Source organism: Hymenobacter sp. BT491, from assembly GCF_014349165.1.
Classification (GTDB): Bacteria; Bacteroidota; Bacteroidia; order Cytophagales; family Hymenobacteraceae; genus Hymenobacter; species Hymenobacter jejuensis.
In genome coordinates, this window is the sequence record NZ_JACSJJ010000001.1 from 171,374 (window position 1) to 188,521 (window position 17,148).

At 57.4% G+C, this 17,148-nt stretch carries 12 protein-coding genes; 5 read left to right on the forward strand and 7 right to left on the reverse strand.

All coding sequences use genetic code 11. The annotated features are described in order from the left end of the window. Positions 1-77 precede the first annotated feature (77 nt). The 4 genes from H9I52_RS00775 to H9I52_RS00790 all read left to right on the forward strand — a co-directional run bounded on the left by H9I52_RS00775 (position 78) and on the right by H9I52_RS00790 (position 6,530). Positions 78-2,927, forward strand: coding sequence for a glycosyl hydrolase (locus H9I52_RS00775; protein WP_187452255.1), 2,850 nt, complete (start codon positions 78-80; stop codon positions 2,925-2,927). Positions 2,928-2,976: 49 nt separating this feature from the next. Further along, positions 2,977-4,527 carry a sialate O-acetylesterase gene (locus H9I52_RS00780; RefSeq protein WP_187452256.1) on the forward strand — a complete coding sequence of 517 codons (1,551 nt, stop codon included), beginning with the start codon at positions 2,977-2,979 and terminating at the stop codon, positions 4,525-4,527. 96 nt (positions 4,528-4,623) lie between these two features. Beyond that, complete coding sequence (gene rhaM / locus H9I52_RS00785) at positions 4,624-4,938, forward strand: L-rhamnose mutarotase (RefSeq protein WP_187452257.1); 315 nt, start codon at positions 4,624-4,626, stop codon at positions 4,936-4,938. 170 nt (positions 4,939-5,108) lie between these two features. Next, a complete protein-coding gene (locus H9I52_RS00790) occupies positions 5,109-6,530 on the forward strand; it encodes a glycoside hydrolase family 28 protein (RefSeq protein ID WP_222940385.1) in 1,422 nt (473 codons plus the stop codon). Positions 6,531-6,743: 213 nt separating this feature from the next. Here the strand turns inward: H9I52_RS00790 and H9I52_RS00795 are convergent, their stop codons facing one another. The 7 genes from H9I52_RS00795 to H9I52_RS00825 form a co-directional block, all read right to left on the reverse strand. Then, positions 6,744-7,310, reverse strand: coding sequence for a lactate utilization protein C (locus H9I52_RS00795; protein ID WP_187452259.1), 567 nt, complete (start codon positions 7,308-7,310; stop codon positions 6,744-6,746). Continuing rightward, positions 7,307-8,689 (reverse strand): lactate utilization protein B, encoded by a 1,383-nt coding sequence (locus H9I52_RS00800; protein WP_187452260.1) that lies wholly within the window; start codon positions 8,687-8,689, stop codon positions 7,307-7,309. Before H9I52_RS00800 ends, H9I52_RS00795 begins: the two co-directional genes overlap by 4 nt. Continuing rightward, positions 8,686-9,426: a (Fe-S)-binding protein gene (locus H9I52_RS00805; RefSeq protein ID WP_187452261.1), complete on the reverse strand. Its 741-nt coding sequence runs from the start codon at positions 9,424-9,426 to the stop codon at positions 8,686-8,688. Before H9I52_RS00805 ends, H9I52_RS00800 begins: the two co-directional genes overlap by 4 nt. 215 nt (positions 9,427-9,641) lie before the next feature. Beyond that, complete coding sequence (locus H9I52_RS00810; protein WP_187452262.1) at positions 9,642-10,970, reverse strand: FGGY-family carbohydrate kinase; 1,329 nt, start codon at positions 10,968-10,970, stop codon at positions 9,642-9,644. Next, positions 10,967-12,247, reverse strand: a complete 1,281-nt coding sequence (locus H9I52_RS00815; protein WP_187452263.1) for a TIM barrel protein — start codon at positions 12,245-12,247, stop codon at positions 10,967-10,969. The genes H9I52_RS00810 and H9I52_RS00815 overlap by 4 nt, the downstream gene beginning before the upstream one ends. Positions 12,248-12,361: 114 nt before the next feature. Further along, entirely contained in the window at positions 12,362-13,372 is a 1,011-nt protein-coding gene (locus tag H9I52_RS00820; protein ID WP_139517691.1) for a GntR family transcriptional regulator, read from the reverse strand. Positions 13,373-13,702: 330 nt separating this feature from the next. Then, positions 13,703-15,811, reverse strand: coding sequence for a bifunctional aldolase/short-chain dehydrogenase (locus tag H9I52_RS00825; RefSeq protein WP_187452264.1), 2,109 nt, complete (start codon positions 15,809-15,811; stop codon positions 13,703-13,705). A 258-nt stretch (positions 15,812-16,069) separates the two neighbouring features. Here H9I52_RS00825 and rhaT point away from each other — a divergent pair, with 258 nt between their 5' ends. Further along, positions 16,070-17,134: an L-rhamnose/proton symporter RhaT gene (gene rhaT / locus H9I52_RS00830; protein WP_139514611.1), complete on the forward strand. Its 1,065-nt coding sequence runs from the start codon at positions 16,070-16,072 to the stop codon at positions 17,132-17,134. The last annotated feature ends 14 nt before the right edge of the window (positions 17,135-17,148 follow it).

Below are 17,148 nucleotides of genomic sequence, written 5' to 3' on the forward strand. Positions count from 1 at the left end.
TCCTCAGTTGAGGAGGGGAAATAGTCTTCTAGCTCCAACGCTAGTTCCTTCATGAATACTGAACGCCTCTCTGAACTATGAAAAAATCCACTTTCGCCCTTTCCCTTTTGTTAAGCCTTGCCACTGCACAAACCTGGGCGCAGGCACCAAAATGGCCGGCCATCACGCAGCAAACCAAACCCTGGACGCGCTGGTGGTGGGAGGGAAGCGCCGTAAACCCCAAGGACCTCACCAACCTGCTGGAACAATACCAGAAAGCTGGGCTGGGCGGCGTGGAAATCACGACGATTTATGGTGTGCACGGGGCTGAAAGTCAATTCATTGATTTTCTATCGCCGAAGTGGATGGACATGCTCACACACACGCTCACCGAGGCCGGTCGTTTGGGCATGGGCGTGGACATGGCACAGGCGTCGGGCTGGCCGTTTGGCGGGCCGTGGGTAACGCCAACTGACGCCTGCAAATACGTGACCTACCAAACCTACTCGGTGAAGGGCGGCGAGCAACTGAAAGAGGCTGTGACCTTCATGCAGAAACCCATCGTGCGGGCTATCAATCACCAGGTCGATATCAAGACGCTGGTGGATCCGGTGGCCAAAAACAAGGATTTGCAGTCGCTGGCGCTCGATCAGGTGCGGTTTGAGAAGCCGCTGCCGCTCCAAACGCTCATGGCGTATTCCGACAAGGGCGAAACGGTGGATTTGACCAGCAAAGTCGATGCGCAGGGCAAACTGAACTGGACGGCCCCGGCCGGCAACTGGACGCTGTACGCGCTGTTTCAGGGCTGGCACGGCAAGCAAGTGGAGCGCGCTGGCCCCGGCGGGGAAGGCGACGTGATCGACCACTTCTCCAAAACCGCCACCCAGCATTACCTCCAGCGTTTCGACGAAGCCTTTAAGGGCCACGACATCAAGCCGTTGCGGGCGTTTTTCAACGATTCGTACGAAGTAGACGATGCCCAGGGCGAATCGAACTGGACGCCACAGATGTTCGCGGAGTTTCAAAAGCGGCGCGGTTACGATTTGCACAAGTATTTGCCGGCCTTATTTGGCAAAGACACCGACGACCGAAACCACCGCGTGCTCTGCGATTACCGCGAAACCATCTCGGAACTGCTGCTCGAAAACTACACCCAAACCTGGAGCGACTGGGCCAAAACCCAAGGCGCCCTAATTCGCAACCAGGCCCACGGCTCGCCCGCCAATATCCTTGATCTGTACGCGGTTACGGACATTCCCGAGACGGAAGGCACCGATTTGCTGCGCATCAAATTCGCCTCGTCGGCGGCCAACGTCACGGGCAAAAAGCTGGCTTCGTCGGAGTCGGCGACGTGGGAAAACGAGCATTTCTTGTCCAAGCTCAGCGACATCAAAGTGGCGATGGATCGCTACCTGCTGGGCGGCGTCAACCACACTTTTTACCACGGCACCAACTATTCGCCGCAGGCGGCTGCTTGGCCGGGCTGGCTGTTTTATGCGGCTGTGCACTTCAATCCCAACAACACCTTCTGGACGGATTTTGGGAAGCTGAACACGTATGTGGCTCACTGTCAATCATTTCTACAAGAAGGAAAGCCCAACAACGATGTGCTGGTATATCTGCCCATCTACGATTCCTTTTCCAACCCCAGCGGCAAGGTGCTTTTGCAGCACTACGATGGCATCGAGCACGGCTTCAAGGGAATGCCCGTGGAAAATACCACCGAAGCGTTGCTGAAAAAGGGCTACGGCTTCGACTTTATCTCGGATAAGCAGCTGCAACGCGTAACGGGCGCCGGCGCGGCGCTGCACACCGGCGGCGTAACTTATCAGACGGTGTTGCTGCCCGATGTGCGCCTCGTGCCGCTGCCTACGCTAGAGCGCGTGCTCACGCTGGCCCAAAACGGCGCGACCATTGTGGTGCAAAACCAGCTGCCTACTGACGTGCCCGGCCTCGGCAACCTCGACGCCCGCCGGGCCACGCTGAAGAAGCTGCTGGGCCAGCTGAAGTTTGCGGACGCCGGCAAGGGCGTGCAAAAAGCGGCCATTGGCAAAGGCAAAATCTTGGTGGGCAAAGACGTGGATCAGTTGCTAGCTGCCGCCGGTGTGAAGCGCGAAGCAATGGTCGATCAGGGGGTGCAATATGTGCGCCGCAGTCATGCCAAAGGCCATTATTACTTCCTCGCTAACCATGGGGAGAAGGCTGTAGAAGGCTGGGTGAAGCTGCAAACCCCCGCCAAATCGGTGGCACTCTATAACCCCATGACCGAGAAGTTCGGCATGGCTTCGGTGCGCAACGCGGGCAGCACGCCGGAAGTATACCTGCAACTCGCACCGGGCGAATCGTGCATCCTGGAAACCAACGAAGCGGCCGTAACCGGCCCGGCTTATGCGTACCTGAAAACGGCCGGAACTCCGCAACCCGTAACGGGCACCTGGGACATCAATTTCGTGAAAGGGGGACCCGAATTGCCCGCCAAAGTGCAGACCAAAGAACTCGGCTCCTGGACCAATTTGAGCGGCGACGCGGTGAAGAAGTTCTCCGGCACGGCCACGTATACCACGTCGTTCCCCATGCCGACCGGCTCGGGCGAAGGCTGGATACTGAATCTTGGGAAAGTAGCCGAAAGTGCTCGGGTGCAGGTAAATGGGCAGGATGTTGGGACGCTAATCGGACCTGTTTATCAGGTATTTATCCCGAAGAGCCAACTTAAGGCGACCAATACGCTAACCGTGAGCGTGTCCAATGCCATGGCCAACCGCATTGCCGACATGGACAAAAATCACGTCGAGTGGAAGAAGTTCTACAACGTGAATATTGCCGCCCGCCTTCCCGAAAACCGCGATGCCAACGGCGTATTTACTGCCGAGAAATGGGCCCCGCGCGAATCTGGCCTGATTGGGCCCGTTACCCTGACGCCAGCCACCACGGGTGCGCAGGTGCAGTAAGGCCCTATTTGTTCTGAAACGAAACCCTGACAAGCTTTTCCGCTGCTGCATGAAGCAAATGACTTCTTTACGCATCTTGTTGACGGCCAGTATATTGGCCTCAACAACTGCGGCTTTCGCCAACGTTACCTTGCCCGCGCTCATCACCGACAACATGGTGTTGCAGCAAAAAGCCAACGCGGCACTTTGGGGGTGGGCCGATCCGGGTGAGGCGATTACGGTGAGTGCGAGTTGGGCCAAAACTCCGGTGAAAGCGGTCGCCGATGCGCAGGGCAACTGGCTCGTGCGCGTGCCCACAACCAAAGCGGGTGGTCCGTACACACTGACCATTCAGGGTAAGAACACACTGAAAATCAATAATATACTGCTAGGGGAAGTGTGGCTCTGCTCAGGGCAGTCGAACATGGCGTTTCCGGTGACGAAGCGGCCCAACAGCGGCTCGTACACGGGCGTCATCAACGCGGAGGAGGTAATCCCGAAGGCAAATTACCCGACCATCCGCATGTTTACGGTGCAGACAAAGACGGGCGATACACCGCAACGCGATGTGCAGGGCAATTGGGTGGCATGCAGCCCCCAGACGGTGGGCGACTTTTCGGCGGTCGCGTATTTCTTCGCCAAAGAAGTGCAGGAGAAGACCCACTTCCCGATTGGGTTGATCAATTCGTCGTGGGGCGGCACGCCCGCCGAGTCTTGGACGCGCAAGGAGGTGCTCGAAAAAGATCCTGATTTGCAGCCGATTCTGGCCCGCTACGAGCGGGGGCTGACGACGATTGAGCAAGACCGCGAAACCTACAAGGCGCAGCTTGCTGCATATCAACAAGAGAAAGCCGCCAACCCCAACACGCCGCGCATGCCACCGCGCGAGCCCGTCGGACCGACCAGCAACAAGTCGCCCTACAAGCTCTACAACGCCATGATTCACCCGCTGGTGCCGTACACGCTGAAAGGCGTGATCTGGTACCAGGGCGAGAGCAACGTCGATCGGGCCTATCAGTATCGAAAGCTGTTCCCGGCCATGATTGCGAGCTGGCGCGCCGATTGGAAGCAGCCCGACCTGCCGTTCTACTTTGTGCAAATCGCACCGCACCGCACCGGCAACCCCGAATTGCGCGAGGCGCAACTCTTGACCATGCAGACGGTGCCGCGCACCGGCATGGCCGTGATCACCGATTGGGGCGATTCGCTGGACATTCACCCGCGCAACAAAGAAGTAGTGGGCCACCGGCTCGCGCTGTGGGCCTTGGCGAAAGAATACGGCGCGAAAAACCTCGTCTATTCCGGGCCGATTTACCACGACATGAAAGTGGAAAACGGCAAAGTGCGCCTGAACTTCGAGTACGTTGATGGGGGCTTAGTAGCCCAAGGCGGTCCGTTGCGGCAGTTTGCCATCGCCGGTCCCGACAGCGTATTTGTGCCCGCGCTGGCCAAAATTGAAGGAAAATCGGTGGTGGTCTGGAGTGACCAAGTGAAGCAGCCAGTAGCCGTCCGCTTTGCGTGGCGCGAAGTGCCCAAACCCAACTTCTTCAACGCCGCCGGCCTCCCTGCCACGCCTTTCCGCACGGACAAATGGCGGACTTCGACGCAAGGGAAATTATAGCGCAGAGCCCCTGCCAGAAAACTTAGATCAATTTCCTGCTTCAGCTGAGGAAGGAAATTGATTTTATAAATAATTGACAGTCAAATACTTGTAGAAATGGAAGAAATCGCCTTCACCATGAAACTCAAACCCGGTGTGGAAGCCGAGTACAAGCGTCGGCACGATGAAATCTGGCCGGAGCTGTCGCAGGTGCTGCACAACGCCGGCATCCGCGACTATTCCATTTACCTCGACCGCGCCAGCGGAACGCTGTTTGCGGTACAGAAGCGCACCGAGGGCCACTTAGCCGACAGCTTGCCAGCGTTGCCGATCATGCAAAAATGGTGGGCGTACATGGCCGATCTGATGGAAACGAACCCCGGCAACTCACCCGTGGTAGTGAACCTGGAGCGTGTCTTTCACGCGGATTGAAATACCCGCCGGATCGAAAAGCGATCCGTATTTCTGTTGAGCTCGATATAAAGCTCAATAACAGGAGGGTACGGGAGGGTCTTGCGCTTGAGAGAAAGCAAGTTTGTATACCGCCTCAGTGTCCTTTTCCGGCAACCGGAATCGCACGGGCTGCTCCTTTCCTGCAAGCGATGCCTCGTATGAAATTGCTGCTTTCTCTACTCTCTTTATTCGCGCTGTGGGCAACCTTGGCGTTCCGCCCGGCTGCTGATGCGCCGGAATGGGTGAAGCAAGCAGGCGCGAAGGCTTTTCCGACGGGCAAAACCACGTTCGCCGCGGCTAAGTATGGCGCCAAAGGCGACGGTACGACGCTCAATACCAAAGCCTTACAAGCTGCCATTGATGCGGCCGCCAAAAAAGGTGGTATCGTAACGCTGGCTCCCGGACGCTACCTCACTGGCTCCATCTTCCTGAAAAAAGGGGTTACGCTACAAGTGGATAAAGGCGTAGAATTGCTTGGTAGCCAGAATATTAAAGATTACCCCGAGATCCCGACCCGCGTAGCCGGCATTGAGATGCCGTGGCCCGCCGCCCTGATCAATATTCTGGACCAGGAAAACGTGGCTGTTACCGGCCAAGGCACCATCGATGGCCAAGGCAAGGTTTTTTGGGACAGTTACTGGGCCTTGCGGAAAGACTACGAGAAGAAAGGTCTGCGCTGGATTGTCGATTACGACGCCAAACGCCCGCGCACACTGCTCGTTGCCAACTCCTCAAATGTTACTTTAAAAGGCGTTACGCTCCAGCGCGCAGGCTTCTGGACGGTGCACATTCTGTACTCCAAAAACGTTACGGCCGATGGTTTGGTAATCCGCAACAACATCGGCGGCCACGGTCCCAGCACCGACGGCATCGACATTGATTCGAGCGGCTACGTGCTGGTACAAAACTGCGACATCGACTGCAACGACGACAATTTTTGCCTGAAATCGGGCCGCGATTACGATGGTCTGCGCGTAAATCGCCCCACGGAGTACATCGTTATTCGCGACTGTATCGCCGGGGCTGGTGGTGGCTTGCTTACCTGCGGCAGCGAAACCTCGGGCGGTATTCGCCACGTGTGGGCGCACAATCTGAAGGCCAAAGGCACGTCTGCGGGCCTCCGCATCAAATCGGCGCTGACGCGCGGCGGCACCGTCGAAGACATCACCTTCGAGGACGTGCAGATGGAAGGCGTTGGGACTACCGTTGAGATCGGCATGAACTGGAACCCGAGCTACAGCTACTCCACGCTGCCCGCCGGCTACACCTCCGAAACCATTCCGGCGCACTGGAAAACGATGCTGATGAAGGTAGAGCCCGCGCGTGGACTGCCGCATTACCGCGACGTGAAAGTGGCTCGCTTAAAGGTGACCAACGCCAAACAAGCCATCCTCGCCGAAGGATTACCCAACTCTTTTCTCGAGAATTTTCACTTCGAAGACCTAGACATTACGGCCAGCAAAGCAGGCGGCATCAACTACGCCAAAGACTGGACGATGAAAAACGTGGACGTAAAGCCCGAAAACCGCGAACCGGTGGCCGTGCAAAACAGCTCCAACATGACTTTTTAGCGGGTGGGGACTTTGCTAAAATGCGGAGAAGCTGCTTCACTATTGAAGCAGCTTCTTTTTTTGTTTATAGTAAAATGGCCAGAGTTAAAGTTAGTTCCCCTCCTTAGTTAAGGAGGGGCTAGGGGTGGTTGAAAGACTAGAGCTAACTATCGCTCAACGATTGCCAACCACCCCTAACCCCTCCTGAGCTGAGGAGGGGAACTAGACTTAGCCTTAATAAACCAATACCACCAGACTGCGCGCGCCGTGGGCCCCGATGACTAGCGACTGTTCAATATCAGCTGTTTTGGAAGGGCCCGCGACGAAAACGCCGTAACCACCTGCCGATGGAAGCTGCGCATACGCCTCGTGCATGGTAGCCACAAGGTTGCGCTGGTCCAGCACCAGCACCAAATGCTGCGTGATGAAGGGCAGCGCCCGGTTCAGCATGTTTTGCTCGGGCAGCCAGATAGCGCCATTTTCCGCCACGCCAATTTCTCCTTGCAACACGGCCAAGTCAACGGCTTCGAGTATGTCGGTGGGCGTTTGGGTATCAACCGCTACGGTGGGCTTCACCAACGTAGAAGCACATCGGTAGGTAGCTGGAAATAGCTTTATGAGAGCAGATCCTAGGTGTTCCGGGCCAGCAACCTGGACTACTTCTCCGCCAATGCTGCGGAGTACTTCCGTGAAGCGCTCCAAGGAGGCCTCACCGCTGTATATGGGCACCGTGGGCAACGGAACTTCCTCGGGCTGATTGGCCCGAACGGCTGCTAAAATGCTTTCGCGGGATGTGCTCATGCCTTGCCGTTGGAGTTTTGCTGCTCATACCATTCGCGAAAGCTTTGCTTGGGCGGTGCGGGCATTTCACGCGCTTTGGCCCACGGATTCAAAGCTTTGGCGTGCGTAAAGCCGTGCGGCAACAACCGCAGCGATTCACGCGCTACCTTGCCGCCCCAGCCGTACACGCCTGGGCTCGACAACACGCGACTCAGGAGCTTCATGCTCCACTTTTTGGAGGCCGGCAATTCGTTATTCTCCCCAATGACTTGGCGCCACTTATAAAGCTGCGTGTGAATATCAATCTTGACGGGGCAAACATCTGTGCATGAGCCACATAGCGTCGAGGCAAAAGGCAGCGACTTGTGCTTGTGCATGTCGATGTTCGGCGACAGAATCGCGCCGATCGGCCCCGGAATCGTGAAGTCGTAGCTGTGGCCGCCGCTACGCCGGTACACGGGGCAGGTATTCATGCAGGCACCGCAGCGAATGCACTTCAGCGACGCCCGAAAGTCGGGGCGGCCGAGCTGCTTGGTGCGCCCATTGTCGACGATGACAATGTGCATCTCCTTGCCCGGCCCTGGCTTGGTGTAGTGCGAGGTGTAGGTAGTCACCGGCTGGCCGGTGGCGCTGCGGGCCAGCAGGCGCGTAAACACGCCCAAATCTGTGAGGCGCGGAATGAGCTTCTCGATGCCCATGCAGGCGATGTGCACTTTGGCGAGCGTCACACCCAAGTCGGCGTTGCCTTCGTTGGTGCACACTACCACACTGCCCGTTTCGGCCACGGCAAAGTTGACGCCCGAAATGGCTACTTGCCCCGACACAAACTTGGTGCGCAGGTGCAGGCGGGCTGCTTCGGTGAGGGTTTGCGGATCTTTTTCGCCTTTGAGAGTGCCCAGATGCAGGTGAAATGTTTCGCCCACATCTTCCTTTTTCAGGTGGATAGCCGGTAGCACCACGTGGCTGGGCGGCTCGTTGCGAAATTGAATAATGCGTTCGCCTAGGTCGGTGTCAACTACCTGAATACCATGCTGTAGCAAATACGGGTTCAGGTGGCATTCTTCCGTCAGCATCGACTTGCTTTTGACGATGCGTTCTGCCCCGTGCTTCCGCAGAATGTCCAGCACAATGGCGTTGTGTTCTTCGGCGTTGGCGGCCCAATGTACCTGCACGCCATTGGCGCGGGCCGCTTCTTCAAACTGCGTCAGGTAGGTGTGTAAGCGGCTGAGCGTGTGGTTTTTAATCTGAGAAGCCAACTCGCGCAACTCCTGAAATTCGGGAATGGCATAGATCGAGCGGTCGCGCTTTTGGCGCACAAACCACAGGGTTTCGTCGTGCCAGGTGGTGCGCTCCGCGTCCTTGACGAATTGCTCCGCCAACTCAGGATGGCTATGGTTCATACAGGGTTTCCATTAAGTAATTCGGCGGCGTGCATCACCTTGATGCCGAGCTGGCGGCGGCGCACAATGCCTTCCAAGTGCATCAGGCACGACATGTCGCCGCCGGTGAGTACCTGGGTGCCGTTGCGTACGTGGTCCTGCACCCGGTCCTGGCCCATGCGGGCCGAAACGGCTTCTTCGGCCACGCAGAACGTGCCGCCGAAGCCACAGCATTCGTCGTTGCGGTCCAGCTCCGTTAGCTCAATGCCTTGCAGCGACGACAAAAGCCGCCGAAGCTGCCCATCGCGCACCGGCGTTATTTCCGATTCGTTGGCCTGGTGCAGGCCCCGCTGACCGTGGCAGCTTAGGTGCAAACCGACTTTGTGCGGAAACGAGCCCGGAATTTCGGTCACGCCGAGTACGGTGGTGATGAAATCCACTAGCTCCAGCGTGTTTGTGCGAACGTGCTGAACCTCTGCGGTTTGGTCGATGATGTCGAAGTGCTTCCGGACGTGGTACACGCAGCTGCCCGCCGGCGCCACTACGTAGTCGTAATCGCGAAACGTCTTGACGAAATGCTGGTACACCGGAATTGCGTCGCGTTCGCACCCACTGTTGGCCATCGGTTGGCCGCAGCAGGTTTGCTGCATCGGAAAATCAGCTTTTACGCCTAGTTTCTCCAGCAGCTGCAGCGATGCCACGCCGACCTGCGGGTAAAATTGGTCCACGTAACACGGGACGAATAAGGCTACTTTCATAATGTGTTAATGAGGCTTTAAGCCTTCAGGGGCCTCAGCGCTAGGAGAGGCGTTCTAGTAGGAATACTAGGAAAGAAGACTAAACCTTACGTCGGTCATGCTGAGCTTGCCGAAGTATCTTACCGAACCAATCAGGTGAAGCGGTAGAGATGCTTCGGCAAGCTCAGCATGACATTTAAGAAGGGGAGACAGCGCTTTTTCCTGAGGTCTTCAGCTCACGAAAACAGCAGTTGCGTTTTCTTCAGCGCCTCGCCTTGCTCTAAGTGAATCAGAGCACCGAGGGCGGTGGCTTGGGGCACTTCCAATGTGCGGATTTTGGCGTCCGGAAATTGGCAGGCGAGCGTTTGCATAAACAGCGGGTTGCGCGCAAAGCCGCCGTCGACGTAAATCATTTTCTCGTCCTGCCGCACCAGGCTAATCGATTCTTTCAGAATGCTCATCAACCCCTGCATGAGGTGCTGATATGCCTCCACGGCCGTGCCGAACATCGACAAATCCCACTCCTGCGCCGGTTGCTCTGGGAAGGGGCCGGTGCCGTGCATACACCATGGCTTGAAAGCACTGGAAAGCTCGTCGGGCGGGCGCACCTGCACCAGCGAGTGGTAAAAATCGGGCTTGACGTGAAAGTGATGCGCAATGCGCTGGACCTGAAAATCGTGCTCGCGGCCGAAGAAAACGCGCGAAGCTTTGGTCATTTCCCCTTTCGGCGACAAAAAACTTAGGCAATCGCGCCGGAGCAATTCCGTGGTGAGCGGCTGGCGGTTGAAGGGGTTGAGCGTAATAGCCCAAGTGCCCGTCGAAATTAACAAAAAAGGTTCTTCGTGCTGTTGCAGATACGGCAGCACCGCCGCCGAGCTATCGTGCAGGCCTACGCCCACCAAAATGCCATCGACCACCGAAGCAATTGAGTCCTTGGTTAGTGGGGCCAGCTTATCATCCACGCCCTCGCGCAGCACCCAATCGTGGTAGCGCCCACGGGTAAAATCCCACAGACCGGTGTGGCAACCCAAAGAGGTGTAATCGCTAAATGCCTCACCAGTAATGATATACGACAAGTACTGCGGCAAGTGCAGCGAGGTGCGAATGCGGGCGTACTGCTCCGGCTTGGCATACTTCAGCCAGTATAGTTGCAGACCCGAATTGAGCATGCCCATCTGCGGGGAGCAGGTATCGGCGGCAAACTCTTGCGGGTCTTGCTCTAAGTCGAAGTAAAACCGAGCCGCATATTCCGAGGGCAGCGGCTTGAGGTAGTTGTACAGCGGCAGCACCGGCTGGCCATTGGCGCCCAAATGCACAAAACTGGCACCATACGACGTGAAATTCACCCCCTTCAGGTGGTAGTGCGGATTGTGGCGCAGGGCCTTCCAGCGATCCTGCACCCATTGGGCCAGGCGTGAAAGGGTTTCGCAGGGGAAGCCATCGTCGTCGACGGTTTCGATGCATACTTGCTGGTGCTCGTCGATGATCTGCCGATCCTCGTCGAACAGGATGACCTTCTTGTTGGTCTTGCCAACGTCGAATACGGCGTAGATGGACTTTTTCATAAGCCAGTGGAGAGGCTAAGCTTGCCGCGCTGCTGAATGAGCTTCTCCCGAATGCCTTCGGCGCGATAGGCGGCAATGGGGTCGAGTACGCCGCCGCTGTGGCGGTAGGCTTCGGCCACCAACGGCCGCACATCGGTCTGGAAGGCGTCGCGCAGCAGCTCCTCGGCCCGCACCACGTCGTTGTTTTCCTGGGCTTCCTGCAAAGCTTCGCGGTCGACGAGCAGGGCTTTGGCGTAGGAAGTCAGGATGTTTTGAATCGATTGCAGCAGGTCCTCCAACGGATCTTTGGTGTTGTGGCTGGCGTCGATCATGTAGGCCACGGCGGCGTTGGTAACGGCTTGGTCGCGGGCGCCGTCCACCAATTCGTTGAAAATCAGGAAGAGCTGGTACGGCTTGATGCTGCCGGTCGTGAGGTCGTCGTCGCCGTACATCGAGCCGTTGAAGTGGAAACCGCCCAAGCGCCCAAATTGCAGCAAGCGGCCCACAATCTGCTCGATGTTGGTGTTGGGCAAATGGTGGCCCAAGTCGACCAATACCTGCGCTTGTTTGCCCAGTTGCTGGCACAGCGAGTAGGAGGTACCCCAATCCGGAATCACCATCGAGTAGAAGTGCGGCTCGTAGGGCTTGTACTCAATGAGCATCGTCCAGTCGGAAGGCATTCCTTCGTAGATGGACGCCAGCGAGTCGGCGGTGCGCAGGTAGGCCCGGCGCAAATGCTGCTGACCCGGAAAGTTGGAACCATCTGCTAACCAAACAGTTAGCGTTTTGGCGCCCAAAGCCTCGCCGTGCCGGATGCACTCCAGGTTGTGCTCGATGGCTTGTTGCCGTACGGCCTGGTCGGTGTGCGACAGCGACCCAAACTTATATGAGTAGTGCTGGTCTTTTTGGTCCTGAAAGGTGTTGGAATTGACCGAGTCAATGACCAGCTTTTGCTCTTGCAGCAGCTGTTGCAGCGCCGGAATGTCGCGCGGAATATCCCACGGAATGTGCAGCGAAATCGAGTTCGAAGAGCCATTGAGCTGGTTGAGCAACCCCACATCTTCGATCTTCTCTTCGAGACTGCGCGGCTCGCCGCCCAGCGGGTAGCGCCCAAAGCGCGTACCTCCGGTGCCCAACGCCCAACTAGGAATAGCAACTTGAAAATCAACGAGTTGCTGAATCACTCCTTGCACATCCAAGGTGCGGCGGCTCAGCAAGTCGGTTAGGTAGCGGAGCCGAAATTCGTGGTCGGCCAGGCCGGCTTCGTTGAGGTCGTGGATTCGCTGTTCAGGTATCATTCGAGCAGGAGTTAGGCAGTGGGATTATGATAACCAAAGTAGCAGCCTTACCCGCCGAAACTCTTCTGAACTCTCCTGCCTACGCGCTTTTTAAATCAAATGAGTCGCAGGGTATTACAAAGAGCCCCGCCGAATCAGGCTGAAGGGATTTTTGACTTTCACGCGCTGTTTTTCGAGTAATAGCTCGGCTGCGGTGCGGCCCATATTCTCGAAGTCCGTGGTGATAACCGTCATGCCGAGCAGCTCTTTGAGGGGCGTTTCGTTGAAAGTCATGATGCCGATTTCGCGGCCCAGGAGGTAGCTGGTTTGGCGTACCTTTTTCACCAGCTCCGCCAAGTCAGTTTCGCGCACCACCACGTAGGCCGTGCCGGCTTGCAATACCTCGTCGATGGCATTTTCCTTCACCGCAAACTCTTTGTGGTAATTGATGCAGAACGTGCGGAAGCCCCAGGCAATCTCCATGGGATAGTTGCCGTCGCTGGGCAGGATGAGCACCATGCGATCGTACTTAACCAGCAGATCCTGAGCCGTTTCCAGAGCCCCGAAAATATCTTTGTCGAAATCCTGAAATACGCTCAGGCAATCGTGCTTGAGGTCCGGGATGTCTTTATCGAGCAGGATCAGTTGGCCGGCCGGAATCTGGTTCAGAATGCTTTTGTAATCGGCCTTGTCGAGGTCCTGCGCAAAGTGCGGCATCACCACGTAGTAGTTGTACTTGCCCAGGTTCTTTTCCATGATCTCCTGGAACAAGTGGGCGCTGTAGTGGTGAATCTGCAAATCGACCTGTGCCTGATCGCCGAGGGCTTGCAGAAAAGCGTAATAGATGATTTTCTTGTAGGAGCTTAACTTATTGAATATCAATAAGATCTTGATTTTGGTCGCGTCGTTGGCCTGTACGTAGTAGCCTTTGCCCTGCACCGACGTAATGAATCCGCGCTCGCGCAGCTCCCGATACGCCTTCTCGACGGTGTCGCGCGCCAAGTAATACTCCACACTCAGCTCGCTGATGCTGGGTAGCTGATCGCCTTTTTTGAGAAGCCCGCGCTCAATATCCGCCACCACCGATTGCACAATTTGCTTGTATTTGGGGGTCTTATCGAACGGTTTGAATTGCAGTTGATACATGCCTGTAGGTTCGGCGCGGTAGATATCTATGGAGCCACCGCCGTGATGACGGTCGCGGTCGAAGTAAGCAGATCTGGCAGGCATCGCGGATGGGATTTAGTAGAAAAAGATCGAGTGAAGCAGGTTGCGGGGAAGGAAGCAACTGTCCAAAAGGCTACAAAAACTACGGATATATAAGGACAACAAGAAAAAATAGGGTGCTTTTCTATGCAATCGTTGTCGGGAACGTTGCCGGAAGGCGGGATCTTGTTAAAGAGAGGGCGACGACCATAAAAAAGCCGGACCAGCAACAAGCTGGTCCGGCTTTTTAGAAGCTAGATACTGAGTGTCTTACCGGACGAAGGCCATGGCGACGCCGCCATCGACGTTGAGCACGTTGCCGGTGCTTTTGCTCAAGGAGCCATCCACGAACACGCGCACGGCTTTGGCAATGTCCTCGGCCAGCAGTTCCTCGCCCAGCAGCGTGCGCTTGGCGTAGTGCTGGGGCAGCTCCTCGACCGAGATACCGTAGGCCTTGGCCCGGCCCTGCGCCCAGGCGCCTTCCCAGATCTTGGAGCCGCGCAGCACGGCGTCGGGGTTGACGGTATTGACGCGGATCTTGTCGGGGCCCAGCTCGGCGGCCAGCAGCCGCGACATGTGCAGCTGTGCCGCTTTGGCCGTGCCGTAGGCCACGTTGTTGGGGCCGGCTACCAGGCCGTTCTTGCTGGCAATGTTGACGATGTCGCCGCCCAGCCCTTGTTGGCGCAGGATCTCCACGGCCTGTTGGCTGACGAGGAACTGGCCCTTCACGAGCACGTCGTTGAGGATGTCCCAGTCGGCCTGCGTGGTGTCGGCCAGGGGCTTGCTGATCGACAGCCCCGCACAGTTGACGATAATGTCCACCCCGCCGAACTGCAGCACGCTGGCCTGTAGCGAGGCGGCAATGCTGTCGGCATCCGTCACGTTGATCGGGGCCGAGAGGGCGCTGTCCCGGCCGTATTTCTGGCGCAGCTCGTCCTGGGTTTCCTCGAGGCGGTCGCGGTCGACGGCCACCACGCAGGCGCCTTGCTTCAGCAATTCCTCGCAGATGGCTTTGCCAATGCCGCCCGTGCCGCCAGTTACGTAGGCCACTTTGCCGGACAACGACTTGGGCGGGGCCATGCGCTGGAGCTTGGCTTCTTCCAGCAGCCAGTACTCGATGTCGAAGGCCTCCTGCTCAGGCAGGCCCTGGTAGGTGCTGACCGCTTCGGCGCCCTTCATCACGTTGATGGCGTTGGTGTAGAACTCGGCCGCCACGCGGGCTGTCTGCTTGTCCTTGGCGAAGGCGAACATGCCCACGCCGGGTAGTAAAATGATGACCGGGTTGGCATCGCGGATGGCCGGGGAGTTCGGGTGCTTGCTGCGCTCGTAATACGCGGCATAGTCCTGGCGGTAGGCCTCAAATTGGCCTTCCAAATAGGTTTTTACGCTGGCGGCGTCGCCCTGCACTTGGGCGGGGTCGAGTACCAGCGGCCGGATCTTGGTGCGCAGGAAGTGGTCGGGGCAAGAAGTGCCCAGGCGGGCCAGGCGCGGCAAGTCGTTGGAGTTGACGAACTCCAGCACGCGGGCGTCGTCGGTGTAGTGGCCCACCATGCGGCGCTGCTGCGAGGCCAGCCCGCGCAAGGTCGGCATCAGGCGCGCGGCCTGCTGGCGGCGGGTGGTGTCGTCGGGGGTGTTGGTCAGTTGTACGCCGCCAAACACGGGCTTGGTTTTGCCATAATGGGCTTCCAGGTACGTAGCGGCCTGCTCAATGACTTCCAGCGTGTTCAGGTACGATTCGTAGCTGGTCTCGCCCCAGGTAAACAGGCCGTGGCCCCCCAGGATGACGCCGCGCAGGTGTGGGTTGTCCTGCACGATCTTTTCCAGCTGCAGACCCAAATCGAAGCCAGGGCGCTGCCAAGGCAGCCAGCCCATGGTGTCGCCCCAGATCTCGTGCATGATCTGCTCGCCATCTTGGCTGGCCGCAATGGCGATCAGCGCGTCCGGATGCAGGTGGTCGATGTGCTTGAAGGGCAAGAGCCCGTGCAGGGGCGTATCAATCGAGGGAGCCGCGCTCTTCGGATCGAACAGGCAGTGGTTGAACAGGGCCACCATCTCGTCTTCGAACTGCAGGCCGCGGTAGCGGTGCTTGAGTTGGTGCAGCTTCTCGACGTAGAGCGTGGCGCAGCCGGCTTTCGTCAGCGTGCCGATGTCGCCGCCCGAGCCCTTCACCCACATCACCTCCACGGGCTGGCCCGAAACGGGATCGGTTTCGGCCACTTTGCAGGAGGTGTTGCCGCCCGCGTAATTGGTCAGGCGCAGGTCGGCGCCCAGCAGGTTGGAGCGGTAAATGAAGAGGGCCACCTCGTCGCCGGCCAGTTCGGCGGCTTTGGCTTCATCCCACAAATAACTGACGTGCTGGAAGGTGAGCGTTTTATCCATCTGTTTGCTGCTGTTTGTCTCCGGCGAGTTGAAGCCGGAAAAGTGCCGGATAGGTTATGCGATGCTTTTCAACAAATTACGCTGCTTGTATGGCTATTAAACCTCCTGCACTCTCCTGCTCAAGCCCGAAAAAATTCGTAATTCGAGCCGACCTCAACCGGCATGAGGAGTCTGGTCTTCCGTTTTCCCGATTTTCAGGAGAGAGCAGGAGGGTTTGGTTGCTCAAACTCAGCAGCTTTGGCTAAAACCCCACTCCCTATGAATATTTTGCTTGGTGTATTGCTTCATGCGCTCGGCGGCTTTGCCTCGGGTAGTTTCTATTTGCCTTACAAAAAGGTAAACGGCTGGGCCTGGGAAAGTTACTGGCTGATTGGTGGGCTGTTTTCGTGGCTAGTGGCGCCGCTGGTGCTTGGCTACCTGACGGTGCCGCACCTGTTCGACGTGCTACGACAGGCTTCTACCGAAACGCTGCTCTGGACGTATTTCTGGGGCATCCTCTGGGGCTTCGGCGGCCTGACCTTTGGCTTGGCCATGCGCTACCTGGGCTTGTCGCTGGGCATGGCCGTGACGCTGGGCTTGTGCGCCGTGTTTGGGACGCTGGTGCCGCCCATCTGGCAGGGCATGTTTGGGGGGTTGGTGGAAACCAAGGCGTTCGGGGAGTTGCTGAGCACCACGTCGGGCCAAGTAATTATGGCGGGGCTCGGGGTCTGCGTATTGGGCATTCTGGTGTGTGGTTTTGCCGGCATGCTGAAGGAAAAATCGCTGACTACGGAGCAGAAACAAGAATCTATTGCCGAGTTTGACATCCGCAAAGGATTGCTGGTAGCGGTCTTTTCGGGGATTATGAGCGCCTGTTTTTCGTTTGGCCTGACGGCCGGGCAATCCATTGCCAAACTGGCGGCCCAACAGGGCACTAATCCGTTGTTCGTCAACAACGCCATCTTGGTGATTATCCTGCTGGGTGGCCTGACGACCAACGCGATTTGGTGCATCTACCTCAATTTCAAAAACAAAACGTTTTCCGATTACGCCAACCCGTCGGCCCCGGCCCTGCGCAACGTCATTTTCTGTGCCCTGGCTGGCGTGACGTGGTATTTTCAGTTCTTCTTCTACGGCATGGGCGACAGCCAGATGGGCGAGTACCGCTTCTCGGGCTGGACGCTGCACATGGCCTTCATCATCACCTTCAGCAGCTTGTGGGGCCTGTTTCTGCACGAATGGCGCGGGGCCAACGCCCCCACCATGCGCACGATTTCGCTGGGCATCCTGACCGTGGTGCTGTCGACTGTTATCGTGGGTTATGGCAATTATCTTGCTTCATAACTATAAGTAATTGA